Genomic DNA, 23,924 nt, shown 5'->3' with positions numbered 1-23,924 from the left:
GAAATCCGCTCGCGTCACCCACCGCCCCGGCCCCATCCTGCTCCGCATGAGGATCAGAACCGCCGAGGCCGCCGACTGGCCCGCCATCTGGCCGGTCGTGCGCGCGGTCGCCGCCGCGGGCGAGACCTTCACCTATCCCCGCGACATCACCGAGGAGTTCGCCCGCGCGTCGTGGATGCTGTCCGCGCCGTCGCGTACGGTCGTGGCGGTCGACGGCGCGGGCACGCTCCTCGGCACCGCCAAGATGAACCCCAACCACATGGGCCCCGCCGCCCATATCGCCAGTGCCGGCTTCATGGTCGCGCCGGAGCACTCCGGGCGCGGCGTCGGCCGGGCCCTCGGTGAATACGCCGTCGAGTGGGCGCGCGCCGAGGGCTATCGGGCCATGCAGTTCAACGCGGTCGTGGAGAGCAACTCCCGTGCCGTGGCGCTCTGGAAGTCCCTCGGATTCACGGTCGTCGGGACGCTGCCCGAGGGCTACCGGCTTCCCGGCGGCCGCTATACGGGGCTGCACATCATGCACCTGGCCCTGTAAAGCGGTTCCGGTCAGCTCACGACGAGCAGTCTGCGGTCCGTGTTGTTCAGGCGGCGCCCGGCCGATTCGGTGCAGACGACAATGTCCTCGACACGGACCCCGAAGCGGCCCGGGAGATAAATGCCCGGCTCGATCGAGAAACACATTCCCGGCCGCAACGGCAGGTGCTCGCCCTCGACCAGATAGGGCGGCTCGTGGGTCGTCACGCCGATGCCGTGGCCGGTGCGGTGGATGAAGTATTCGCCGTAGCCGGCGGCCCGGATGACCTTGCGGGCCGCGCGGTCGATCTCCTGGCACGCCACCCCGGGCCGCACGGCCTCGAACGCCACCTGCTGCGCCTCGCGCACCACGTCGTGCACCTTGCGCTCCTCGGCGGTCGGCTCGCCCACGTGGACCGTACGAGTGGTGTCGGAGCCGTAGCCGTCCATGAGGCCGCCGAAGTCCATGACGACCATGTCGCCGTCCTCGATGACCTGGTCGCCCGCGTCGTGGTGCGGGTTGGCGCTGTGCGCCCCGGCGCCGACCACCGTGAAGTCGACCTGACTGTGGCCGTGTTCGCGCAGCAGCCGCGCCAGGTCCGCCGCCACGTCCTTCTCCCGCCGCCCGGCGAACCGCAGGCTCACGATGTCCTCGTACGCGGCGTCCGCCGCGGCGCCCGCCGCCGCGAGCCGCTCCACCTCGTACGCGTCCTTGACCGCGCGCAGCATCGGCAGCAGCTCCGTGAACGCCCCGAAGGACACGCCGGGACAGGCCCGCTGGAAGGCCAGCAGGTGCAGCGCCCAGGCGCTGTCCGAGATGCCGTAGCGGCCCCGCGGGTCGAACAGCGGCGCGAGGGCGGCATACGGATCCTGGCCGTCCGTCCAGCCGGTGATCGTCAATGCGTGGGCTCCCGGCGCCCGTTCGGCGTCCGGCGCCTCCAGGGCCGGGACCAGCAGCTGCGGCCGGCGGCCGGACACCAGCAGCAGCGCGGTGAGCCGCTCCGTGGTGTGCGGGCGGTAGCCCGTCAGCCAGGTGAGGTCGGGCCCTGGCGTGACCAGCAGACCGGCGAGACCGGCCTCGGCGGCCGAGACGGCGGCCCGCTCCATGCGGGCGGCCAGGACCATGGACCCCTCGGGCGCCCCGTAGGGGTCGGGCACGGCGGCATCACTCATGAGGGCAGCGTAATCCGGACGGAGGCGGTCGGCAGCGCTTCTCTCTACCTCACGGGTGAGAGCCCCTCATCCGCCCGGATGAGAAGCACCCCGACCCAGGACCGATTTCCCCCGGATTTCATTGTGGGCGGGAATCCCGCCCCCCTAGCGTGTTGACGCCCGAACTGAACTCATTCCGTTGTCGTTCTTCCGCCGGGCAGCGCTGGACCACACGTTGAAGGAGCACCATGTTCCGACGGATAGGACGGTTCGCCGTCCACCGCCCCTGGCTGACCATAGCGGGCTGGATCATCGCGGCTGTGGCACTCGCCATGCTCGCCCCGGGTTTGAAGTCGACAACCGATGAAACGGAATTTCTCCCTTCGCATTACGAGTCCGTACAGGCCGGGAAACTCCAGGAGAAGGCCTTCCCGCAGACCGAACAACCCTCCGCGATCGCCGTGTTCCAGCGGAGTGACGGCGGCAAGCTCACCCAGCAGGACCGGGACGCCGTCGCCCGGATCACCAAGGGCCTGGACGCCAAGCACCACAAGGGCATATCCAAGGTGGTGACCAGCCCCCAGGCCGTCTCCCCCAACGGCGAGATAGCCCTGGCCAATATCGTCGCCGTCGACCGCAACCCCCAGGACAGCGCCGCCCCCGACGCGGTCAAGGACCTCCGCTCGGACGCGAAGTCCCTGCTCAGCGGTACCCAGTTGAAGATGGGCATCACCGGTCAGGCGGCCACCACGCTGGACTCCAAGGAGTCCTCGGGCAACACCGACGCCATGATCATGTCGGCGACGCTCCTGCTGATCGTCGTCCTGCTGCTCGCCATCTTCCGCAGCCCGCTGATCGCCCTGCTGCCCGTGCTGATCATCGGCGTCGTCTTCAGCGTCGCCCTCGGCCTCATCGGCATCGTCGCCCACGCCGGCGGGCTCAAGGCCGACAACAACATCACTCCCATCCTCATCGTCGTCCTCTTCGGCGTCGGCACCGACTACCTCCTCTTCCTCCTCTTCCGCTACCGCGAGGAGCTGCGGGCGGGCGAGCAGCCGAAGAAGGCTCTGGTCAACGCCGTTGCCCGGGTGGGCGAGACGATCGCCTCGGCGGCCGGGGCGGTCATCGTCGCCTTCCTCGCCCTGCTGCTCTCCACCATGGGCATGATGCGCGCGATGGGCCCGTCGCTGGCCATCTCCGTCGCCGTGACCCTGGTCGCCGCGCTCACGCTCGTGCCGGCCGTCTTCTCCCTCCTCGGCACCAAGGCGTTCTGGCCGTCGAAGGCATGGAAGAAGAAGCCGCGCAACCGGATCTCGGACAGCCTCGGCTCGTCCGTCGCCCGCCGTCCGGGTGTCATCGCGGCCGCCTCCGCCGTGGTGCTCGCCGTGCTCGCGATCGGCACGCTCAGCTTCAAGGCGGAGTTCGACACCGACAGCCAGCTGCCCCAGAAGCTGGAGTCCGTCCAGGCCATGAAGGACCTCCAGCGCGGCTTCTCCGCCGGCCAGTCCGACCCCGCGATGATCTACGTCCAGTCCGGGAACGGCACCCCGCTCGACAAGGGCGCTCTGGACGCGTACCGAACCAGGCTCGCGGGGATCGACGGCGTCGGCTCCGCCGCGCTCACGGCGACCAGCCCCGACGGGACCGTCGCGCAGTACAGCGTGGTCCTCAAGTACCGCCCCACCGAGGACAAGGCCATCGAGCTGGCGGGCGGCCCGCTCCGCGACGCCGCGCACGCGGCCGCGCCCGAGGGCACCCGGGCCGTCGTCGGCGGCACCTCGGCCGTCCTCTCCGACGTGGAGAAGGCCGTCAACCACGACTACAAGGTCGTCTTCCCGGTCGCCGGCATCGCCATCATGATCATCCTGGGGCTGCTGCTCCGCAGCCTGGTGGCGCCGGTCTACCTGATGATCTCCGTCGCCCTGGGCTTCGGCGCGACGCTCGGCGCGACCGTCTGGCTCTTCCAGGGCGCGCAGCACAAGAGCGGCCTGCTGTTCATGCTGCCGATCATCGTCTATCTCTTCGTCGTCGCCATCGGCACCGACTACAACATCCTCATGGTCGCCCGCCTCCGCGAGGAGGTCCGCCGCGGCGTGCCCGCCCGCGAGGCCATCCGCACGGCGGTGTCCCGCTCGGCGCCCACGATCAGCTCCGCGGCGATCATCCTCGCGGGCACCTTCGGCGTCCTGATGCTGGCCGACAACTCCATGCTCCAGCAGATGGGCTTCGCGGTCGCCTTCGGCATCCTGCTGACGGCCTTCATCATGGCCATGCTGCTGGTCCCGACGGTGACCTCGCTGCTCGGCCACAAGGCGTGGTGGCCGGGCCACCAGGACGCACCGCGGGCGGAGCCGCCCGCCGCCGCCCACCCGCGGGACGCCGCCCCGCACCGGACGGAGGGCGAGGAGGTACGGCGCTGATCCGTACGCGCCCGCAATGACATCGGCCCTCCGTGAGAGATCACGGAGGGCCGATCCACGCGCTGGTGAGCGCTTGCACGAGCCGCCTGTCGGATTCGAACCGACGACCCTCGCTTTACAAGAGCGACGCTCTGGCCAACTGAGCTAAGGCGGCACGACGGACGCGGGACGGCGCCCACGAACGCTGCCCCACTCTACACAGCGCCTCCTTCTGCCATCCACAGAGTTGCCACGGGCGGAGGCCGGGCGGGGACGCGGGAAGGTTCCGCGCCCTTCGCTACTGACAACGGCCCCGGCCCCGGGTAGCGTCACCGGCAACCCCGTCCAATTGGACTGGACCACTCCTTTTACTCGGATCGTCCGGCACGTTCCTGCCGGTGAAGGGATCTCGAACCATGGCTACGGTCACGTACGACAAGGCGACCCGGATCTACCCGGGGAGCGACAAGCCCGCCGTCGACCAGCTCGACATCGCGATCGAGGACGGCGAGTTCCTCGTCCTCGTCGGGCCCTCCGGCTGCGGCAAGTCCACCTCGCTGCGCATGCTCGCGGGGCTTGAGGACGTCAACGGCGGCGCGATCCGCATCGGCGACCGCGACGTCACCCACCTGCCGCCCAAGGACCGGGACATCGCGATGGTGTTCCAGAACTACGCGCTCTACCCGCACATGACCGTCGCCGACAACATGGGCTTCGCCCTGAAGATCGCGGGCGTCAACAAGACGGAGATCCGGCAGAAGGTCGAGGACGCGGCCAGGATCCTGGACCTCACCGAGTACCTCGGCCGCAAGCCCAAGGCCCTCTCCGGCGGCCAGCGGCAGCGCGTGGCCATGGGGCGCGCGATCGTCCGCGAGCCGCAGGTGTTCCTCATGGACGAGCCGCTCTCCAACCTCGACGCCAAGCTGCGCGTCCAGACCCGCACCCAGATCGCCGGGCTCCAGCGGCGCCTCGGCATCACCACCGTCTACGTCACCCACGACCAGGTCGAGGCCATGACCATGGGCGACCGCGTGGCCGTGCTCAAGGACGGGCTGCTCCAGCAGGTCGACTCGCCGCGCAACATGTACGACCGCCCCGCCAACCTCTTCGTCGCCGGCTTCATCGGCTCCCCCGCCATGAACCTCGTCGAGGTCCCGATCACCGACGGCGGCGTGAAGTTCGGCAACAGCGTCGTGCCCGTCTCCCGCGAGGCGCTGACCGCCGCCGCGGACCGGGGCGACCGCACGGTGACGGTCGGCGTGCGGCCCGAGCACTTCGACGTCGTCGAGCAGGGCGGCGAGTCCACCGCGACGCCCCTCTCCAAGGACGCCCCCGCCGGCCTCGCGGTCACGGTCAACGTGGTCGAGGAACTCGGCGCCGACGGCTACGTCTACGGCACGGCCGAGGTCGGCGACGAGCGCAAGGACCTCGTGGTCCGCGTCAACGGCCGCCGCGTACCGGAGAAGGGTGCGCTCCTGCGGGTCGTTCCGCGCGCGGGCGAGCTGCACGTGTTCTCGACGTCGTCGGGTGAGCGTTTGAGCGACTGACGGGTGGGTGCGGGTCCATTGCCGCCTGCGGCGGGGGCGGCCTGCGGCCGCGTCCTCAAACGCCGGACGGGCTGATTTCGCTGACCGTAACCAGCGAAATCAGCCCGTCCGGCGTTTGAGGACAGCGCGCGGAGCGTGCTTCGGGGTCTGGGGCGGAGCCCCAGTTTCGGGAAGGGGCGGGGTGGGGAACAAACCACCGGCCCGCACCCGAGCACGGGTCCGGGGCGGGACTGGGGAACAGGCCTGCCGCAGGCGCGACGCACCCGCCCCCGAGCCCCGTTCCACGTTTGCGGCGTACCCCGACACGGGCCGTCTTTTCGAGCCCGTGCGTCAACTTCCGTACCACCCCGGCCCGCTAATCCTTCGCTCGACCGGGTGACTAAATGTCGCCATATCATTACCCCTCGCTACCATCTGCGACATGAACCAGGCCGCCCGCCGCATCGGCAGAACTCTCGCCCTCGTCCTCCCCGTCGTGCTCGTGCTCTCCGGGACCCTCGCCGTCACCCGCGTCCCGTGGGCCGCGCCGACCGCCGACTCACAGGTGCTGACCGCCTCGTCCGACACCGCCTCCACCCAGGCCAAGGCAGCCCGCGCGCCTTACGAGGTGCTGCGCGACCAGCTGTTGACCGAGCTCCAGGTGAAGAACCCCGGCGCCGCACTCACCCACCTCCAGGCCGCGACCAACGGCCGCCCCTCGCTCGCCCGGCACTGCGCCGACCTGGCCCGCGCCCTCGGCCGTGCCGCGGTCGCGAAGTACGGCCCCAAGCAGGCCCAGAAGTTCTCCCGGCCCGTCTGCGACACCTCGTTCGCCTCCGGCGTCGCGCAGGCCCACTGACCGGCGCCCACGGGCCCGGCCGCCGCAGCATCCGTACGGTTCGCCGTACGGCAGCACTCCGTACGACCGCGCGCACTGCCGCCCGCACCCCCGCCCGGGCCACGGCATATCGTGCGGAGCATGACAGGTACGCACGCGCATTCGTATCCCACCCAAGCCGTCGTCCTGGCCGGAGGCCAAGGGTCGCGGCTTCGCCCGTACACCGACGACCGACCCAAGCCGATGGTCGAGATCCCCGGCACCGGGACCCCGATCATCGGCCATCAGCTGGCCTGGCTCGCCGCCGAGGGCGTCACCGACGCCGTGGTCTCCTGCGGCCATCTGGCGGAAGTCCTCCAGGACTGGCTCGTGTCGGCCGATCTGCCGCTCCGGGTGACCACCGTGGTGGAGCAGGAGCCCCTGGGCCGCGGTGGCGGCCTCAAGTTCGCGGCCAAGTCGCTGCCGCACCCCGACCGCCCCTGGTACGCCACCAACGGCGACATCTGGACCCGCTTCTCGCTCCGCGAGATGGCCGCCTTCCACCACGAGCGTGACGCGACGGCCACCCTGGCCCTGGCCCGGCCGCGGATCCCCTGGGGCGCCGTGGAGACCGACGAGTTCGGTCACGTCCTCGACTTCATCGAGTCGCCGCCGTCCCCGTATCTGATCAACGCGGGCGTCTATGTCTTCTCCGCGGCCTTCGCCGATCTGCTGCCCGAGCGCGGCGACCACGAGCGCACCACCTTCCCGCGCCTCGCGCGCGAGCGCCGGCTGGCGGGCTACCCGCTGCCGCACGGCGCGTACTGGCGGGCCATCGACACGGCGAAGGACCTGACCGAGGCCGCCAAGGAGCTCGCGGGCTGACCCCGCACCCTGCCGCACGGGAGAGCCCCCGCACCCTGGTGGGTGCGGGGGCTCTCCCGTGGCCGGTACTTCAGCCGAGGAGGCCTCCCAGGGCCCCTCCGGTGCCGCTGGTCGAACCGCCGGAGGACGAGCTGCCCGACGAGCCCGTACCGCCGTTTCCGGAGCCACGCGTGGCCGACGAGCCGGAGGGGCTGCGCGGCGCCGCGGGAGCGGCGGGCCGCTCGTGCGTCTGCGGCGTGGAGTGGGCGCCCTGGCTCGCGCCCGGGTGCCCGGCGGCGCCCGCCGTGCTCTCGGGGGCCCGCGCGGCGCCGGGGACGGCGGGCCCGGTCGCGGACGGGGTGGCGGTCTTCTTGCCCGGGAGGGTCGGCTTGGGGGTGCCGGGGGTGGCCGACCCGTGGCCGGCCCTGGACGGGGAGCCGGTGCCCGGGGTCTCCGGGAGGTGGGTGCCGGGGAGGTTGTTGACCGGCGGGTCGCTCGGCCCGGGGGTCCGTACGGTCGACGAGGACCGCACGGCGCCGCCCAGCGTCGAGCCGGCGATCAGGGACAGGCCGATGACGACGGTGGCCATGACCGTGCCCCGGCGCAGCACGCGGCGGCGCAGCTCCCACAGCTCGGCGCGGGGGCCGAGCCGCCGCCACGCCTCTCCGGCGAGGCGGCCGTCGATGGAGTAGAAGGGCGCCCCGGCGATCACGAGGGGGCTCCACGCGGCGAGGTAGACGATGTCGGGCGCGTTGTAGACGGGCACAGTGCGCCAGCTGACCGTCATCAGGAGGACCGCGGACAGCAGGACGCCGATGCAGGCGGCGAGCCGCTGCCAGAGACCGAAGATGGTGAGGACGCCGACGACGACCTGGAGGAAGGCGACGGTGAGCCCGGAGCCGACGGGGTGGGCGAGGGCGAGGGAGCGCAGCGGCGCCGCGGCGGGCCAGGGGTGCAGCGCGGTCAGCCAGGTGACCATGGAGCCCCGGCGCCCGCCGTCGAAGTAGACGGGGTCGCAGAGCTTGCCCATGCCCGCGTAGATGGAGATGAGGCCGAGGAAGATCCGCAACGGCAGGAGCACGACGCCGAGGTTCATCCGGCGGCCGGGGTAATAGGCGTGGCGGACGGAGTCGTTGCCGCCGCGGTCGCGCCTCGGCCCGGAGTCCTCGCCGTCCTCGTCGTCGAACTGCTGGTAGTGGTACTGATCTTCGTCGTACGCACTGTCCGTGGGGCGTACCCCGCGCAGCAGTTGGGTCCGGGGGCCGACCGGTTCGACGAGCTCGCCGGGGGCGGTGCGCTCGCTGGAGCCGCGGGGGCCGACGACGGTCGGCGGGGGGCCGTCGACGCGGATCCGGGGCAGCACCTGGGTGGAGCCCGCGTCACCGCCGGTCGCGGTCTCCACGGGCCCGGTCGCGGAGTCCCTTACCGCTTGCAGGAGTTCGGTGGGCGCCGCGTCGCCGGGCCGGGTCCGGCCGCTCCACACCACCGGGGCGCGGCGCCTGGCCGCGCTCTTGACGGTGGGCAGCTGTGCCGTGTCGGCGACCCCGGCGAACTGGCGGGCGACGCGCGGCGGCCGGGCGAGCTGCACGCGGAAACTCATATGGTTGACGACGATCTGCGCCGGGTCGGACGGCACTTTCACCGTACTCAGCGCGGGCTGGTCGTCGTACCCGGAAGAGCTTCCCCCCGTGGGTGTGCGGGGTGTTCTGGTGTCCACACTCATCTAACCGAGTGACTTCTGATTAGGACACTGCCTTGACCGGTTCGAACTGTCCGAGACCCGTCAAGGTCATGAGACGCCGAACGCCGGACGGGCTGGTTTAACGGCCCGTCCGGCGTTCGATGTCGATTTGTGACCGCAAGCGGTCACTTGGGATCAGGCCCGGCGGCGCGAGGCCTCGTACAGGACCACGCCGGCCGCGACGCCCGCGTTCAGCGACTCCGCGCCACCCGGCATCGGGATCCGCACGCGGAAGTCGCAGGTCTCGCCGACGAGGCGGGACAGGCCCTTGCCCTCGCTGCCGACGACGATGACGACGGGGCCCCCGAGGGCCTCCAGCTCGTGCAGCTCGACGTCGCCGTCGGCGGCCAGGCCGACGACCACGAGCCCGGCCTTCTGGTACGACTCCAGCAGCCGCGTCATGTTGGTGGCGCGGGCCACCGGCGTACGGGCGGCGGTGCCCGCGGAGGTCTTCCAGGCGCTGGCGGTCATGCCGGCCGCGCGGCGCTCGGGGACGACCACGCCGTGGCCGCCGAAGGCGGAGACGGAGCGGACGACGGCGCCGAGGTTGCGCGGGTCGGTGATGCCGTCGAGGGCGACGATCAGCGGGTCCTCGCCGTCGTCGAACGCGGCGGCGGTGAGGTCGTCCGGGTGGGCGTACTCGTAGGGCGGGACCGACAGGACGAGGCCCTGGTGGTTGAGGCCGTTCGTCATCCGGTCGAGCTCGGGACGCGGGGCCTCCATGAGGTTGAGGCCCTTGTCCGTGGCGAGCTGGAGCGCCTCGCGGACGCGCTCGTCGTTGTCCAGGTACTGCTGGACGTAGAGCGTGTTCGCGGGGACGCCCTCGCGCAGCGCCTCGACGACCGAGTTACGGCCGACGACGAGCTCGTTGGTGCCCTTGGGCCCGCCGCGGCGCGGGGCCGGGCGCTTGGACTCGTGCCGGACCTTGGCGTTGGCGAGACGGTTCTTCTTGTGGCCCTTGCGCTCGGAAGCGGGCGGGGTCGGACCCTTGCCCTCCAGGGCACGGCGCCGCTTGCCGCCGCTGCCGACCGTCGCGCCCTTCTTGTTGGACGTGCGGCGGTTCCTGCGCTGGCTGTTGCCGGCCATGGGTGCACCTGTTTCTTCACTGCTCAGAGCCACCGGTGGGGCGGCTCTTGTAAACGTACGTACGAAAAGTGTCTCTCAGGACGGGCCGCGTCGCTTGAGGGCGGAGCCTCTAGGTGAGCGACCAGCGGGGACCGGACGGGGTGTCCTCGATGGCGAGACCGGCCTGCTGGAGCTGGTCGCGGATGGCGTCGGCGGTGGCGTAGTCCTTGCGCCCGCGGGCGGCCTGGCGCTGCTCGAGCACCAGCCTGACCAGGGAGTCGACCACGCCGTGCAGATCGTCACCGCGGCCCGACGCGGCACCGGCCCACTGCGGGTCGAGCGGGTCGAGGCCCAGCACGCCGAGCATGGCGCGGACCTCGGCCAGCCGGGCGACGGCGGATTCCTTGTCGTCGGCGGTCAGCGCGGAGTTGCCCTGGCGCACGGTGGTGTGGACGATCGCGAGGGCCTGGGGGACGCCCAGGTCGTCGTCCATCGCCTCGGCGAACGCGGGCGGCACCTCGGCGGCGGGCTCGACCGGACCGGCCTTCTCCACGACGCGCTGGATGAAGCCCTCGATGCGCGCGAAGGCGGACTCCGCCTCGCGCAGCGCCTCCTCGCTGTACTCGATCATCGATCGGTAGTGCGGGGTGCCGAGGTAGTAGCGCAGGACGATGGGGCGCCAGTGCTTGACCATCTCGGAGACGAGGACGGAGTTGCCGAGCGACTTCGACATCTTCTCGCCGCTCATGGTCACCCAGGCGTTGTGCACCCAGTAGGCGGCGAAGTCGTCGCCGAAGGCCTTGGCCTGGGCGATCTCGTTCTCGTGGTGCGGGAAGATCAGGTCCAGGCCGCCGCCGTGGATGTCGAACGCCGCGCCCAGGTACTTGTGCGCCATGGCCGAGCACTCCAGGTGCCAGCCCGGGCGGCCGCGGCCCCACGGGGTCTCCCAGGAGGGCTCACCGGGCTTGGCGGCCTTCCACATCGCGAAGTCACGGGGGTCGCGCTTGCCGGTCTCGCCCTCGCCGGACGGCTGGAGGAGATTGTCCAGGTCCTGGTTGGAGAGCTGGAGGTAGCCGGGGAAGGAGCGCACGTCGAAGTAGACGTTGCCCTCCGACTCGTACGCGTGGCCGCGCTCGATGAGGCCGCGCATCATCTCGACCATCTCGGTGACATGGCCGGTGGCGCGCGGTTCGTACGTGGGGGGCAGGCAGCCGAGCACGTCGTAACCGCTGTTGAAGGCTCGCTCGTTCTCATAGCCGATCGACCACCAGGGGCGGCCCTGCTCGGCGGACTTCTTGATGATCTTGTCGTCGATGTCCGTGACGTTGCGGACGAACGTCACGTCGTAGCCGCGGTGGGCGAACCAGCGGCGCATGATGTCGAAGTTGAGACCGGAGCGGATATGTCCGATGTGCGGAGCGGCCTGCACGGTCGCGCCACAGAGGTAGATCGAGACACAGCCCGGAGTGATCGGGGTGAAGTCACGGATCTGCCGGGCGCTGGTGTCGTACAGGCGAATGGTCACGCAACCAGGGTAGTGGGCTCCGGGGAGTGCCCCGGGCAAACGGCCGGTTCGTTCGTCGGACGGAACGTTTTGCCCCTTATTTGCTTATTGCGCCAAAAATATAAATTCGCGTGGTAACTTCCGCGGCACGAAGCCAACTTCTCGGTGACGACTTCTCGGTGAGGCGCCGCGGATCCCTGGAGGGGTGTTGCACTCCACTCTGCCGGTACAGCAGGAGCACCCGGAACGGCCGGGCCCGCCTGCCGGGCCCCTGGAGACGGCCCGCAGGCCGGGGAGCGACGGGCGGCGCGGGCGGCTGGCCGCGCTGGACGGGCTGCGACTGTTCGCCGCGCTGATGGTGGTGGCCTACCACTACGTGGCGTTCGGCAGCGGGGTCTGGACGCGGCCGTCCTCGGCGGTCTTCCCTACGGCCTTCCTGCCCGCGTCCTACGGCTGGCTGGGCGTGCAGCTGTTCTTCCTGATCAGCGGCTTCGTGATCTGCATGAGCTGCTGGGGGAAGAGCGTCGGCGAGTTCGCCGTGTCGCGCGTCACCCGGCTCTTCCCCGCCTACTGGTTCGGGGTGCTCGCCGTCGCACTCATCACCTATATGTGGCCCGCGGCGGACGAAACCCTCCGTCCGAGGGATGTCGCCGTCAACCTGACGATGCTCCAATCGCCCCTTGGAGTGGATCCGGTCGACGGCGTCTACTGGACGCTCTGGGTCGAGATGCGCTTCTACCTGCTCTTCGCGCTGATCGCCTGGCGAGGTCTGACCTACCGGCGGGCCGTCGGCTTCTGTGTGGTCTGGGGGTTCGCGGGAGCCGTCGCCGCCGCGGTGCACAACCCCGCGCTCGACCAGATCCTGATGCCTGAGGACTGCTGGTACTTCATCGCCGGCATCGCCTTCCACCTGATGTACCGCTTCCGCCCGAACCTGGCGCTCTGGCTGATCGTGGGCAGCTGCTTCCTGGTCGCGCAGCACGCCCTCCTGGACGCCCAGGCGCGCGCGGAAGGCCATATGGGCCGGCACGTGCCGCACTGGCCGACGACGGCGCTGCTCACGCTGTTCTTCCTCGCGGTGGCGGCGGTGGCGCTCGGCCGGACCCGGCGCCTGGACCGGCGGTGGCTGACCACCGCCGGTGCGCTCACCTATCCGCTCTATCTGATCCACGAGCGCGTCGGCTGGCTGGTCATCCGGCACACCGGGGGCCTGGTGCCGCGTTACGTGCTGCTCCCGGCCCTCGTCCTGGCGATGCTCCAGGCGGCATGGCTGGTACACCGGTACGTGGAACGTCCGCTCTCCGGAGCGCTCGGACGCGGTCTGCGCAAGGCCGCGACCGAGATCAGGACCGGGTGACCTGCCTTGTACGGATATCCGTGGACCCCGGCAAGATCGCCTGGCGGGAGGGACTTGGAAATACGTGAGAGACAGGAGATAACTGTCACGGCAGCACCAGGACCTCCTGTGTCAGCATGCGTGCGAACAGGCCTGCGTAGGATGAGCCGACTTAATCAATGGGAGAGGATGACATGCGTTTCGCCAGACGAGGTGAACTCGATGGCGGCAGGTCAGCCGTCCAGCAGCCCGCACCGCGGCTGTACGTCCTGGACGGGCTCCGCATCATCGCGGCCCTGATGGTCGTGCTGTTCCACTACGTCGCCCTGCGCGGCGGCTGGGGCAGGGACACCCGCGAGATCTTCCCCCACCTGAGCCTGATCACCCGGTACGGGTGGACAGGTGTCGAGATCTTCTTCCTGATCAGCGGTTTCGTCATCTGCATGAGCACCTGGGGGCGCACCCTGGGCGACTTCGTGGTCTCCCGGGCGTCACGGATCTATCCGGCCTACTGGGTGGCGATCTTCCTGACCGCGGGCGTGGTCACGCTGTGGCCGCAGGTGCGCCAGGTGCAGAACTGGGACACGGTCCTCACCAACCTGACCATGCTCCAGACGGGCGTCGGCGTCTGGGACGTCGACGGCGTCTACTGGACGCTCTTCGTCGAGCTGAAGTTCTACGTACTCTTCGCGATCGTCGTCGCCACCGGTGTCACGTACCGCAAGTGCGTCCTGTTCTGCGGCATCTGGACGGTGGCCGCGGTCACCTCGTCCAGCGTGGACAGCAAGATCCTCGACATGTGGGCGATGCCGCTGTACGCGCCCTACTTCATCGCGGGCATCGCCTTCTACCTGATGTACCGCTACAGGCCCACGGCGCTGCTCTGGGGCATCGTGGCCGTGTCACTGCTGCTCGCCGAGCACCACCTGCCACGGCGCGTGGCGGACAACTCCAGCCACACGATCCCGACCTGGCCGGCCTCGCTGATCATCTTCGTGGCGTTCGTGCTGATGGCGCTGATCGCGCTGGGCAAGCTGAACCGCGTGCAGTGGCGCTGGCTGTCGACGGCGGGCGCGCTCACCTACCCGGTGTACCTGATCCACCAGTACATCGGCATGACCGTCATCTACGCCCTGCGCGACCGCATCCCTCCGCACGTGCTCGTACCGGGCCTGATCGCGGTGATGCTGGGCGCGGCGTGGCTCCTGCACAAGTACGTCGAGCGGCCGCTGGGCAAGCGGCTCCGCAAGGGCCTGCTGAAGGGGATGGACGAGATGCGCCGCAATTCGGCGCCGCCCACGCCCGCGCCTGCGACCGCGCAGACCCGGGAAGGGCTGCCGATGCCGAAGCGGGTTCGTCTTTACGAACCCGCCGAGCCGGACCGTGTGGGTGCGGGCAAGTCGGACGGCGCCTGAGGACGCGCCTGCCCTAGATCGAGCCCACGACCTTGCGGGGAGCGATCCGTACGACCACCCGCTGCGCGTCTTCCGCCGACGCCGGGTTGAAGTCCGCGTAATCCTTCCCGGTGTATTTCCGGGACAGCGTGTTGATCAGCTCCTGGCCGCCCTCGGTGGTGAGCGTCGCGGCCCCCCGCACCTCCGCGTAGGTGTAGGGCGCGTTGTGCGGGTTGATCAGCACGGTCACCCGCGGGTCCCGCCGCAGGTTCTGTTCCTTGCGGCGGCCGACGGTCGTGGAGATCAGCAGGTCGTTCCCGTCGCGCGCGATCCAGGTGACGGAGACCTGGGGGCTGCCGTCGGGCTGGACCGTCGCCACGGCGGCGAAGACGGGGGCGTCGTCGAGGAGCTTCTTCAGGTCGTCGGAGAGTTCGGCAGACACGGTGCGGATCCTTCCCTCGGGTGACGGCTGAGGCGGGCCTCACGCACGGCGACCACCGGGTCACCGTGCGTCGACCACCGTATGCCCCCGAGGGCGGGTCCGGTCAGACCCTGGGGAAGACCAGCGCCGTGGCGACGGCCGCCAGGCCCTCCGCGCGGCCCGTGAGGCCCAGACCGTCGCTCGTGGTGCCGGAGACCGACACCGGGGCCCCGATCGCCTCGGAGAGGGCCTTCTGGGCCTCCTCGCGCCGCTTGCCGATTTTCGGGCGCACGCCGATCACCTGGACCGAGACATTGCCGATCTCGAAGCCCGCCGAGCGGACGATCCGCGCCGCTTCGGCCAGCAGGGTGACGCCGGAGGCGCCGGACCACTCGGGGCGGTCCGTGCCGAAGTGCTCGCCGAGGTCGCCGGCGCCCGCGGCGGAGAACAGCGCGTCGCACGCCGCGTGCGCGGCGACGTCACCGTCGGAGTGGCCCGCGAGGCCGTGCGTGGCGTCCTCCCAGAGCAGGCCCGCGCACCACAGCTCGCGGCCCTCCTCGAAGGCGTGCACGTCCGTGCCGATGCCCACCAGGGGCATGACCTGGGCGGGACGGCTAATACCGGTCATTGGCCCTCCTGCGGGCGAGTACGGCCTCGGCCAGGACGAGGTCCAGCGGCCTGGTCACCTTGAACGCCTCTTCGTGGCCGGGCACGACCACGACGGGCCGGCCGAGCCGCTCCACGAGCCCGGCGTCGTCCGTGGCGCCCTCGCCCTCCGTGACGATCTGCTCGTGCGCCTCGTCGAGGGTGCGCCGGTCGAAGCCCTGCGGGGTCTGCACGGCCCGCAGCAGCGCCCGCTCGGGCGTTCCGACGACGCGCTCGGGCTCGCCCGCGGCGTCACCCGTGCGGGGCTCGACCTGCTTGACGGTGTCGGCGAGGGGCAGCGCCGGCACGACGGCGGGGGCGCCGTCCCGTACGGCGGAGATCACGGCGTCGACGGTGTCGACGGGCACCAGCGGGCGCGCGGCGTCGTGCACGAGGACGGTGTCGACGTCGCCGGGGAGGGCCTTGAGGCCGAGGCGGACGGACTCCTGCCGGGTCCCGCCACCGGGGACGACCAGGATCTCGGCAGGGTCGTGGCCGGTCAGCGGATAGGCATCGAGGAGGTTGCGGACCTCGGGAGCACCGTCCGGCGGGGCGACCACGACGACGAGTCCCACGGCCCGGGAGGCTGCCATCGCGCGCACGGCGTGGACCAGCATCGGGGTGCCGTTGAGCGTGCGCAGGGCCTTGGGGGCACCCGGGCCGAGGCGGACGCCGCGGCCGGCCGCGGGGATCACCGCGGCGGTGCGCGAAGGAGTGACGGCGGGGGCTCGATCAGACATTGCGTTGGCGTTCAGGTTTGCTTCCTCGGCCGAATTGGGTATGGCCTCAGCGTGCCGGGCACGACGCCCCGACCAGCCCCTTCCGTGACACTGGTCGGGTCGACTGCCCGGGCCCGGCACGCCAAGCAGAGCGTGAACTTCGGCGCCTGAGCAGAGATGCCGCAGCGCCCGGCGGATGACTGTCGTCATCGCACGGGCACCGCGGCACTTCTTTCGTCCGGCACCTGCTGCGTTGCGCGCAGCGCTGCTGTGCTCCCTCAATGACGAGTGGAGCGCTGCGTCAGGACGCGAGAACCTCGTCGAGCAGGGCCTCGGCCTTGTCCTCGTTGGTGTTCTCCGCGAGAGCGAGCTCGCTGACCAGGATCTGGCGCGCCTTCGCGAGCATGCGCTTCTCACCGGCGGAGAGACCGCGCTCGCGCTCACGACGCCACAGGTCGCGCACGACCTCGGCGACCTTGATCACGTCACCGGACGCGAGCTTCTCGAGATTTGCCTTGTAGCGACGGGACCAGTTCGTCGGCTCTTCCGCATACGGTGCGCGGAGCACCTCGAAGACCCGGTCCAGCCCATCCTGGCCGACCACATCGCGCACACCGACGAACTCCGCATTGTCCGCCGGCACCCGAACCGTCAGGTCACCCTGGGCGACCTTCAGCACCAAGTAGGTCTTGTCCACGCCTTTGATCTGGCGAGTTTCGATGGCCTCGATCAGCGCGGCCCCGTGATGGGGATAGACCACGGTGTCGCCAACCTTGAACGTCATGTGACAGGTACCCCTTCCGTGGCTATCCAGTCTAACACGGGAACTGCCCGTTCTGAATGGCGTTTCCGCAGGTCAGGGCATATCTCAGGGCTTGACAACAGCAACCGGAACGTGCTGCGGGAGGCTTCCGGAAGCGGGTATTCGCAGGTCGGAGCGGTTCTTCGGGCAAGGCGAAACGGGCACGTTACACGCGCACGGAGAGGCTCGCGAGCGGTCGAACGTCCCGTTTTGCCGGGGTCCGGTCGGCGGACTTCCGCTACTCCGTTCGGGGCCGGACTCTCTTCATCGCCCGGATTCCGGAATTGATCACGACCGTCTTGATCAATTCCCGAACATCTTCCCGGAGCCTCCCGCATTCCCTGCGGATAATCCCCCGCATCACCCGTCACCCGGCCCCATGGGTGTTCGGGGCGGATATTCGGCCATGCCGCCGACAGGGGCCTAGTTGACCATGGGGGCGGGTCGGGTGCGAGGGCCCGCGGGGGGCTCGGTAACCTAAGCGCGCTGACACACCTCTTACTTCGTCCAAGGAGATGCCGCCGCCGTGAGCAGCAGCCTTCGACGCGGCACTCTCGCCGCTTCCGCCCTCGTGCTCTCGATCGCCTCGCTCTCCGCCTGCGCGGCGGGCAACAGCGCGCAGACGCTGGAGGTCAAGCCGGACAACGCCGCCACCTCGGTCGGCGACATCAAGCTCCAGAACATGAACGTGATCACCCAGCCGGACCTGGACGCCAAGGGCCCGGCCGTGATCACCGGCAAGCTCTTCAACAACGGCGACAAGGACCAGACGCTCAAGGCGGTCTCCCTCGTCGGCAAGAACGCGACCGTGAAGATCACCCCTGCGGGTGGCTCCGGCCAGCTCGTCGTGCCCGCGCACGGCTCCGTCGTCCTCGGCGGCAAGGGCAACGCCTCGGCGGTCCTGCCGAACGGCCGTGAGGCGCTCAAGGACGGCGAGCAGCAGAAGCTGACGTTCGACTTCAGCGACACCGGCGAGGTGGGCATCGGCGCCTTCGTCATGCCCGCGAAGAGCTACTTCAAGGAGTGGGGCCCCACCGAGGCGCCCTCGGCACCCGCCTCCCCGTCGCAGTCGGGCAAGCCGGGCGGCCAGGCCGGCAAGCCCGGCGACGAGGCCTCCACGGGCGCCTCGGAAGCCCCGGCGGGCGCCCAGCAGGGCAGCGGCAAGCCGGGCACCGGTGAGCCGTCGCAGGGCGGCCGGCAGCACGCCGGTCACTGAGCCGACGACCTGACGCCGAGGGGCCCGGAAGCAGCGCTCCCGGGCCCCTCGGCGTGGTTCCGGCGCCGGGCGGCCGCGCGCGGCCGCCCGTACGCCCGCCGGCTACGGCTCGAACTTGTAGCCCAGCCCGCGCACCGTCACCAGATAGCGCGGCGCGCCCGGGTCGGGCTCGATCTTGGCGCGCAGCCGCTTGACGTGCACGTCGAGGGTCTTGGTGTCGCCGACGTAGTCCGCGCCCCAGACCCGGTCGATGAGCTGCATCCGGGTGAGCACCCGGCCCGCGTTGCGGAGCAGCATCTCCAGGAGGTCGAACTCCTTCAGCGGCAGGTCGACCTTGCCGCCCGACACGGTGACGACGTGCCGGTCGACGTCCATCCGGACGGGGCCCGCCTCCAGGGCCGCGGGGGTGACCTCCTCCGGCTCGCCACGGCGGCGCAGGACGGCCCTGATGCGGGCCACCAGCTCCCGGGACGAGAAGGGCTTGGTCACATAGTCGTCGGCTCCTATTTCCAGGCCGACGACCTTGTCGATCTCGCTGTCCTTGGCGGTCACCATGATGACCGGCACATTGGAGCGCCCGCGCAGCTGGCGGCAGACCTCCGTGCCGGGCAGGCCGGGGAGCATCAGGTCGAGCAGGACCAGGTCGGCGCCGTTGCGCTCGAACTCGTCCAGCCCGTCGGGCCCGGTGGCCGCGACGGCGACCTCGAACCCTTCCTTGCGGAGCATGTAGGACAAAGCGTCGCTGAAGGATTCCTCGTCCTCGACGACGAGCACACGGGTCACGGATGGACCTCCGGTCGGGTCTGTGTGGGGGTAACGGGGGTCGTTCCCCGATCGCGGGTCACGGAAGCACCTCCGGAGTGGGAAGGTGTTCGCTGATGAAGGAGTCGTCGATGCGGCGGGGCCCGCGGCGGTCCCGGTCGCGGACCGAGCCCGCCTCCGGGAGCCGCAGGGTGAAGGTGGAGCCCTGGCCCTCGGCGCTCCAGACCGTGACCTCCCCGCCGTGCGAGGCTGCCACGTGCTTGACGATGGCGAGGCCGAGGCCGGTCCCGCCGGTGGCGCGCGAGCGCGCCGGGTCTACGCGGTAGAAGCGCTCGAAGATCCGCTCGCGGTCCTTCTCCGAGATGCCGATGCCCTGGTCGGTGACGGCGATCTCGATGAGGTCGCCGCCGGGTGCGGTGATGTGGCGGGCCGCGATGCCGACCCTCGTACGGGCGGGACTGTAGTTGACCGCGTTCTCCACGAGGTTGCCCAGGGCGGCGGCGAGCTGGCCGCGGTTGCCCCAGACGTGCAGGTCGGCGGTGCCTCCTGCGGCCATGGTGATCTGCTTGGTGCCGGCCTGGTGGCGGCAGCGGTCGATGGCCTCGGCGACCAGCTCGTCGACCCGGACGGGCTCGGAGTCCTCCAGCGGGTCGTCGTTCTGCACGCGGGAGAGGTCGATGAGCTCCTGGACGAGGTTGGTCAGCCGGGTGGCCTCGATCTGCATCCGGCCCGCAAAGCGGTTGACGGCCTCCGGGTCCTCGGCGGCGTCCATGACGGCCTCGGACAGCAGGGAGAGCGCGCCGACCGGCGTCTTGAGCTCATGGCTGACGTTGGCGACGAAGTCGCGGCGGACGGCCTCGATGCGGCGGGCCTCGGTGAGATCCTCGACCAGCAGGAGCACCAGCCGGGAGCCGAGCGGTGCCACTCTGGCCGAAACCGCGAGGGCGTCGCCGCGGCCCGTGCCGCGCCGGGGCAGGTCGAGCTCGACCTGGCGTATCTCGCCGTCGCGGCGGGTGTCGCGCGCCATCTGGAGCATCGGCTCGACGGCCAGCTTCCCGCCGCGGACCAGCCCCAGGGCGTACGCCGCGGAGCTGGCCTTGACCACGGTGTCGGCCTCGTCGAGGACGACCGCGGAGGAGCGCAGCACGGAGAGCACCGTGTCCACGCCGGGGGGAAGCACGGCGTCCGTGTGCAGTGAGCTGCGGGTCGGCCGGGCCTGGTCGCGCTCGCTCCAGCGGAACGCCAGCATGGCGATCACGCCGGTGCACAGGCCGGCGATCGCTGCCGCTGCGGCGACGGCCGCGTCCATGTTCATGAGTCAAGGTTATGCGGGGGGTACGACACATCCACAGCCAAACGAGTGCCACCTCGAACATACGTTGCCGAGAGTTCACCTTGAGGACGGCGCGGGTTCACTCCGGAGGCTGCCGGCCGTAGCGTTCCGGCCGGAACGTGGGGACCGTGGGCGGCCGAGGCACTCCTCGCCCACCGTTACTCAGAGAGAAGGTCAGGATGCGGGACGCGTACCACGAGGAGCTCGACTCGATCGGCGAGGGCCTCGTCGAGATGGCCCGGCTCGTGGGCTCCGCGATCGGGCGCGCCACCACGGCGATCCTGGACGCGGACCTCAAGCTGGCGGAGTCCGTGATCGCCGCGGACGCCAAGGTGGACGACCTCCAGCGCGATCTGGAGGCGCGGGCGATCGCCCTGCTGGCCCGCCAGCAGCCGGTCGCCACCGATCTGCGGATCGTGGTCACCTCGCTGCGGATGAGCGCCGACCTGGAGCGCTCCGGGGACCTCGCGCAGCACGTGGCCAAGCTGGCCCGGCTGCGCTTCCCGGACACGGCGGTGCCGCGCGACCTGCACGCCACGATCCTGGAGATGGGCCAGCTGGCGCAGCGCCTGATGGCCAAGGCGGGCGAGGTGATCATCACCAAGGACGTCGACCTGGCGCTCCAGCTGGAGCAGGACGACGACGCGATGGACCTGCTGCACCGCGCGCTCTTCCAGCACCTGATGGACGACCGCTGGCAGCACGGCATCGAGACGGCCGTCGACGTGACGCTGCTGGGCCGCTACTACGAGCGGTTCGCCGATCACGCCGTCTCGGTCGCCAAGCGGGTGGTCTATCTGGTGACCGGCGAGCACGCGGACGAGCTGTCCCAGGGCGAGGGGCGCACGGGAGCAGTCGACGGCGCATGACCTCGGGGAGTGCTCCCACACACCCTCCATGCGCCCGGACATACGTACGCGAGGGGCATTGACGGGCGAAGCGGACCGTCCTTGACTGTGGGTCAGGCAGACCACCCTTCGAGGAGGTACCGCATATGACCCACACCCCTCCCACTCCGGCCGCGGGATGCACCTGTGGTCCCGGCTGCTCCTGCGGCTGCCAGAGCGGCGGCTCGTGCCAGTGCGGCGGCGGTTGCGGCTAGCCGCCCACGCGCACGTCACTCACGGAAGCGGGCCCCCGGCCGGATGTCCCCGGCCGGGGGCCCCTTTCGCGTTTCGCGCGCCCCGCGCTACGGGCGGTAGGGATGGGGCCCGCCTGCCGCCGCCGTGTCCTGCGCGGCGGGCGGCGGGGGCACGGGCGCCGGAGGTGCGGGGGGCGCCGGGGGCGCTGGCGGTGGCGCGGGAGGCGCCGGGGGCGCGACCTTCGGCTCCACACTGCCGGTGAGGTAGGCGTAGACCACGATGTTGGCCGTGTAGGTGTGCTTGCCGCGGTCGTAGTCGCCGCCACAGGTGAGCAGGCGCAGCTCCGGGCGGTCCGGGTCGTCCTTGTCGCGCGGTCCGTAGACCTTGTCGTCGTCCCAGTGGTCGTTGGGGACGACGGCGACGTCCTCGACGGTGAACTCCGCGGTGGAGCCGTCCGAGCGGCTGACGTTGATCTTCACGCCGGGCTTGGTGTTGCTCAGTTCGTAGAAGACGGCCGGGGCCTTCTTGGTGTCCACGTGGCCGACGAGGACGGCGACGCCCGGGGTGCCGGGCTGCGGGCCGTCCTGGTACCAGGAGACGGCGTTGGCCCGCTCGTAGGGGGGCGCTTCGACGCCGCCCTGCGCGTCGAGGCCGTGGCCTTCGATCGGGGCCTTGACCCCCATGGCCTTGATGACGATTCCTTGGGGGCCCGCCCCCGGCAACGGTTCGTGTACCGGGGGCAGGCCGTGCGCGGGAGGGTGGCTCTTGGCCGCGGTTCCACCGGTCTTGCGGGCCTTGACCATCGGCTCGTCGGTGTCACCGCTGCCTACCAGGCACAGGGCGAGCACCACGGCCGCCCAGGCCACCCCTGTCAGCAGGCGCTTGGTGAAGCCGCCTGTGCGCTGTTCTGACATGTTGCCTGTTCGCTTCCCGTCACATCACTGCTTGGCCGAGGCGGCCCGGCGGCGGTACCAGAACATGCCGCCCGCTATGCCGACCGTGGCTCCCGCGGCGAGGATGAGGACGGGGGTGTCGCCGGACTCCGTGGAGGAGGCCATCAGTGCGGTGGCTCCACCACCCGCGTGGGCGTGCCCGTGCGGCCGGTGCTCGTCGTGGCGACCCTCGTGACGGCCGTCGTGACGCCCGCCGTGGTCCTCGCGGCCGTCGTGGCGGCCGTCGTGGTCCTCACGGCCGTCGTGGCGACCGTCGTGGTCGTGCCGGCCCTCGTGGTCGTGACGCCCGCCGTGGTCCTCGCGGCCGTCGTGGTCGTGGCGACCGTCGTGACGGCCGTCGTGGTCCTCACGGCCGTCGTGGCGGCCGTCGTGGTCGTGACGCCCGTCGCCGTCGTCGTCGCAGTCGTCGTCGTCCCACCGGCCGTCGTGGCGGCCGTCGTGACGCCCGTCGTGGTCGTGACGCCCGTCGTGACGGCCGTCATGGTCCCAACGACCGTCGTGGTCGTCGTCGCAGTCCTCCCGGTCCCGGTCGTGGCCGGTGGAGGGGACCGCGGGCGCGGCCTTCTCCGCCGGGGTCGCCAGGTTGCCCAGGTTGCCGAAGGCGTAGGCGGGAGCTGCGGGAACTGCACAGGCCGCGACTACCGCGGCGCCGCACAGAGCGGTACGGATTGAATCCATGGTGTTACCTCCTTGACAAGAGGCTCACCCCGCTACTCACGTGTCGCATCCGCACCGTGGTTCTCTTGCTCCATTCGGTGACCAACTTGCTCTGCGTCACCACGCGAAGCGCCGCGCAAAGGCCCCCTGTCCGCGGTGAAACCGCAGGCAGGGGGCCTTTTCCGAGCGGGTTTCGGGCGGGATCCGCCCGAGGTGGTGCGGGCTACTTCTTCTTGCCCTGGTTCTTCACGGCCTCGATGGCGGCCTTGGCGGCCTCCGGGTCGAGGTAGGTGCCGCCCTTCTTGACGGGGCGGAAGTCGGCGTCGAGCTCGTAGGCGAGCGGGATGCCGGTGGGGATGTTCAGGCCCGCGATGTCTGCGTCGGAGATGCCGTCGAGGTGCTTGACCAGGGCGCGCAGGGAGTTGCCGTGCGCGGCGACCAGGACCGTACGGCCGGCCAGCAGGTCCGGGACGATGCCGTCGTACCAGTACGGCAGCATGCGCGTGACGACGTCCTTGAGGCACTCGGTGCGCGGGCGCAGCTCGCTCGGGATCGAGGCGTAGCGCGGGTCGTCGCTCTGCGAGAACTCGGTGCCGTCCTCCAGGGCGGGCGGCGGGGTGTCGTAGGAACGGCGCCAGAGCATGAACTGCTCCTCGCCGAACTCGGCCAGGGTCTGGGCCTTGTCCTTGCCCTGGAGGGCGCCGTAGTGGCGCTCGTTCAGCCGCCAGGAGCGGTGGACGGGGATCCAGTGGCGGTCCGCGGACTCCAGCGCGAGCTGCGCGGTGCGGATGGCGCGCTTCTGGAGGGAGGTGTGGACCACATCGGGGAGCAGGCCGGCGTCCTTGAGCAGCTCACCGCCCCGGACAGCCTCCTTCTCGCCCTTCTCGTTCAGGTTGACGTCCACCCAGCCGGTGAACAGGTTCTTGGCGTTCCACTCGCTCTCGCCGTGGCGGAGGAGGATCAGCTTGTACGGTGCGTCGGCCATGCCCATGAGCGTAATCGACGGCAGGGGTGGTGCTGAAA

At 70.7% G+C, this 23,924-nt stretch carries 22 protein-coding genes and 1 tRNA gene; 9 read left to right on the top strand and 14 right to left on the bottom strand.

Annotation, left to right across the window (positions count from 1 at the left end; genetic code table 11):
* Window positions 1-46: 46 nt before the first annotated feature.
* Window positions 47-535, top strand: coding sequence for a GNAT family N-acetyltransferase (locus DXZ73_RS25305; protein ID WP_116213346.1), 489 nt, complete (start codon window positions 47-49; stop codon window positions 533-535).
* 11 nt (window positions 536-546) lie between these two features.
* Here DXZ73_RS25305 and DXZ73_RS25300 read toward each other — a convergent pair whose 3' ends face one another.
* Window positions 547-1,686, bottom strand: a complete 1,140-nt coding sequence (locus tag DXZ73_RS25300) for an aminopeptidase P family protein (RefSeq protein WP_116213345.1) — start codon at window positions 1,684-1,686, stop codon at window positions 547-549.
* A gap of 227 nt (window positions 1,687-1,913) precedes the next feature.
* On the opposite strand from DXZ73_RS25300, the gene DXZ73_RS25295 reads away from it, so the two are divergent.
* Window positions 1,914-4,085 carry an MMPL family transporter gene (locus DXZ73_RS25295; RefSeq protein ID WP_116213344.1) on the top strand — a complete coding sequence of 724 codons (2,172 nt, stop codon included), beginning with the start codon at window positions 1,914-1,916 and terminating at the stop codon, window positions 4,083-4,085.
* An 80-nt stretch (window positions 4,086-4,165) separates the two neighbouring features.
* On the opposite strand, the gene DXZ73_RS25290 is transcribed toward DXZ73_RS25295, so the two are convergent.
* A tRNA-Thr gene (locus DXZ73_RS25290) sits at window positions 4,166-4,239 on the bottom strand.
* A gap of 241 nt (window positions 4,240-4,480) precedes the next feature.
* Between DXZ73_RS25290 and DXZ73_RS25285 the strand changes: the two genes are divergently transcribed.
* The 3 genes from DXZ73_RS25285 to DXZ73_RS25275 all read left to right on the top strand — a co-directional run bounded on the left by DXZ73_RS25285 (window position 4,481) and on the right by DXZ73_RS25275 (window position 7,292).
* Complete coding sequence (locus DXZ73_RS25285; protein WP_116213343.1) at window positions 4,481-5,611, top strand: ABC transporter ATP-binding protein; 1,131 nt, start codon at window positions 4,481-4,483, stop codon at window positions 5,609-5,611.
* A gap of 421 nt (window positions 5,612-6,032) precedes the next feature.
* Window positions 6,033-6,449 (top strand): hypothetical protein, encoded by a 417-nt coding sequence (locus DXZ73_RS25280; protein WP_116213342.1) that lies wholly within the window; start codon window positions 6,033-6,035, stop codon window positions 6,447-6,449.
* Between the two features lie 120 nt (window positions 6,450-6,569).
* Window positions 6,570-7,292 carry a nucleotidyltransferase family protein gene (locus DXZ73_RS25275; protein ID WP_116213341.1) on the top strand — a complete coding sequence of 241 codons (723 nt, stop codon included), beginning with the start codon at window positions 6,570-6,572 and terminating at the stop codon, window positions 7,290-7,292.
* A gap of 70 nt (window positions 7,293-7,362) precedes the next feature.
* On the opposite strand, the gene DXZ73_RS25270 is transcribed toward DXZ73_RS25275, so the two are convergent.
* The 3 genes from DXZ73_RS25270 to cysS form a co-directional block, all read right to left on the bottom strand.
* Window positions 7,363-8,994: a DoxX family protein gene (locus tag DXZ73_RS25270; protein WP_116213340.1), complete on the bottom strand. Its 1,632-nt coding sequence runs from the start codon at window positions 8,992-8,994 to the stop codon at window positions 7,363-7,365.
* Window positions 8,995-9,147: 153 nt separating this feature from the next.
* The gene (gene rlmB, locus DXZ73_RS25265; protein WP_116213339.1) at window positions 9,148-10,098 is read right to left on the bottom strand and encodes a 23S rRNA (guanosine(2251)-2'-O)-methyltransferase RlmB; all 951 of its coding nucleotides are present in this window, start codon (window positions 10,096-10,098) and stop codon (window positions 9,148-9,150) included.
* Window positions 10,099-10,207: 109 nt separating this feature from the next.
* The gene (gene cysS / locus DXZ73_RS25260; protein ID WP_116213338.1) at window positions 10,208-11,602 is read right to left on the bottom strand and encodes a cysteine--tRNA ligase; all 1,395 of its coding nucleotides are present in this window, start codon (window positions 11,600-11,602) and stop codon (window positions 10,208-10,210) included.
* Window positions 11,603-11,786: 184 nt separating this feature from the next.
* On the opposite strand from cysS, the gene DXZ73_RS25255 reads away from it, so the two are divergent.
* Window positions 11,787-12,938, top strand: coding sequence for an acyltransferase family protein (locus DXZ73_RS25255; protein ID WP_425315862.1), 1,152 nt, complete (start codon window positions 11,787-11,789; stop codon window positions 12,936-12,938).
* A gap of 173 nt (window positions 12,939-13,111) precedes the next feature.
* The gene (locus DXZ73_RS25250) at window positions 13,112-14,332 is read left to right on the top strand and encodes an acyltransferase family protein (RefSeq protein ID WP_116215843.1); all 1,221 of its coding nucleotides are present in this window, start codon (window positions 13,112-13,114) and stop codon (window positions 14,330-14,332) included.
* Between the two features lie 13 nt (window positions 14,333-14,345).
* Here DXZ73_RS25250 and DXZ73_RS25245 read toward each other — a convergent pair whose 3' ends face one another.
* From DXZ73_RS25245 to DXZ73_RS25230, 4 genes are all read right to left on the bottom strand, one after another.
* Window positions 14,346-14,753 carry a PPOX class F420-dependent oxidoreductase gene (locus DXZ73_RS25245; RefSeq protein ID WP_116213336.1) on the bottom strand — a complete coding sequence of 136 codons (408 nt, stop codon included), beginning with the start codon at window positions 14,751-14,753 and terminating at the stop codon, window positions 14,346-14,348.
* Window positions 14,754-14,856: 103 nt separating this feature from the next.
* A complete protein-coding gene (ispF, locus tag DXZ73_RS25240) occupies window positions 14,857-15,360 on the bottom strand; it encodes a 2-C-methyl-D-erythritol 2,4-cyclodiphosphate synthase (RefSeq protein WP_116213335.1) in 504 nt (167 codons plus the stop codon).
* Complete coding sequence (gene ispD, locus DXZ73_RS25235) at window positions 15,347-16,117, bottom strand: 2-C-methyl-D-erythritol 4-phosphate cytidylyltransferase (RefSeq protein ID WP_116213334.1); 771 nt, start codon at window positions 16,115-16,117, stop codon at window positions 15,347-15,349. Before ispD ends, ispF begins: the two co-directional genes overlap by 14 nt.
* A 280-nt stretch (window positions 16,118-16,397) precedes the next feature.
* Window positions 16,398-16,880, bottom strand: coding sequence for a CarD family transcriptional regulator (locus DXZ73_RS25230; RefSeq protein ID WP_003953493.1), 483 nt, complete (start codon window positions 16,878-16,880; stop codon window positions 16,398-16,400).
* Window positions 16,881-17,424: 544 nt separating this feature from the next.
* Between DXZ73_RS25230 and DXZ73_RS25220 the strand changes: the two genes are divergently transcribed.
* On the top strand, window positions 17,425-18,114 hold the full coding sequence (locus DXZ73_RS25220; RefSeq protein ID WP_116213333.1) for a DUF461 domain-containing protein: 690 nt from the start codon (window positions 17,425-17,427) through the stop codon (window positions 18,112-18,114).
* A gap of 102 nt (window positions 18,115-18,216) precedes the next feature.
* On the opposite strand, the gene DXZ73_RS25215 is transcribed toward DXZ73_RS25220, so the two are convergent.
* Together DXZ73_RS25215 and DXZ73_RS25210 are read right to left on the bottom strand one after the other, a co-directional pair.
* Window positions 18,217-18,897 carry a response regulator transcription factor gene (locus DXZ73_RS25215; RefSeq protein WP_017242433.1) on the bottom strand — a complete coding sequence of 227 codons (681 nt, stop codon included), beginning with the start codon at window positions 18,895-18,897 and terminating at the stop codon, window positions 18,217-18,219.
* 58 nt (window positions 18,898-18,955) lie between these two features.
* Window positions 18,956-20,191, bottom strand: coding sequence for a sensor histidine kinase (locus DXZ73_RS25210; RefSeq protein WP_116213332.1), 1,236 nt, complete (start codon window positions 20,189-20,191; stop codon window positions 18,956-18,958).
* Window positions 20,192-20,388: 197 nt separating this feature from the next.
* Between DXZ73_RS25210 and phoU the strand changes: the two genes are divergently transcribed.
* Entirely contained in the window at window positions 20,389-21,078 is a 690-nt protein-coding gene (gene phoU / locus DXZ73_RS25205) for a phosphate signaling complex protein PhoU (protein ID WP_116213331.1), read from the top strand.
* A gap of 320 nt (window positions 21,079-21,398) precedes the next feature.
* On the opposite strand, the gene DXZ73_RS25200 is transcribed toward phoU, so the two are convergent.
* The 3 genes from DXZ73_RS25200 to DXZ73_RS25190 all read right to left on the bottom strand — a co-directional run bounded on the left by DXZ73_RS25200 (window position 21,399) and on the right by DXZ73_RS25190 (window position 23,886).
* Window positions 21,399-22,205 carry a class F sortase gene (locus tag DXZ73_RS25200; protein ID WP_116213330.1) on the bottom strand — a complete coding sequence of 269 codons (807 nt, stop codon included), beginning with the start codon at window positions 22,203-22,205 and terminating at the stop codon, window positions 21,399-21,401.
* 24 nt (window positions 22,206-22,229) lie between these two features.
* Window positions 22,230-22,922, bottom strand: a complete 693-nt coding sequence (locus DXZ73_RS38340; RefSeq protein WP_162890325.1) for a hypothetical protein — start codon at window positions 22,920-22,922, stop codon at window positions 22,230-22,232.
* Between the two features lie 202 nt (window positions 22,923-23,124).
* A complete protein-coding gene (locus tag DXZ73_RS25190; protein WP_116215842.1) occupies window positions 23,125-23,886 on the bottom strand; it encodes a phosphoglyceromutase in 762 nt (253 codons plus the stop codon).
* Window positions 23,887-23,924 lie beyond the last annotated feature (38 nt).

Source organism: Streptoverticillium olivoreticuli subsp. olivoreticuli, from assembly GCF_003391135.1.
GTDB lineage: Bacteria > Actinomycetota > Actinomycetes > Streptomycetales > Streptomycetaceae > Streptomyces > Streptomyces blastmyceticus.
Note: the sequence above shows the minus strand (reverse complement) of the source record. Positions and strands in the feature narration are given on the sequence as shown.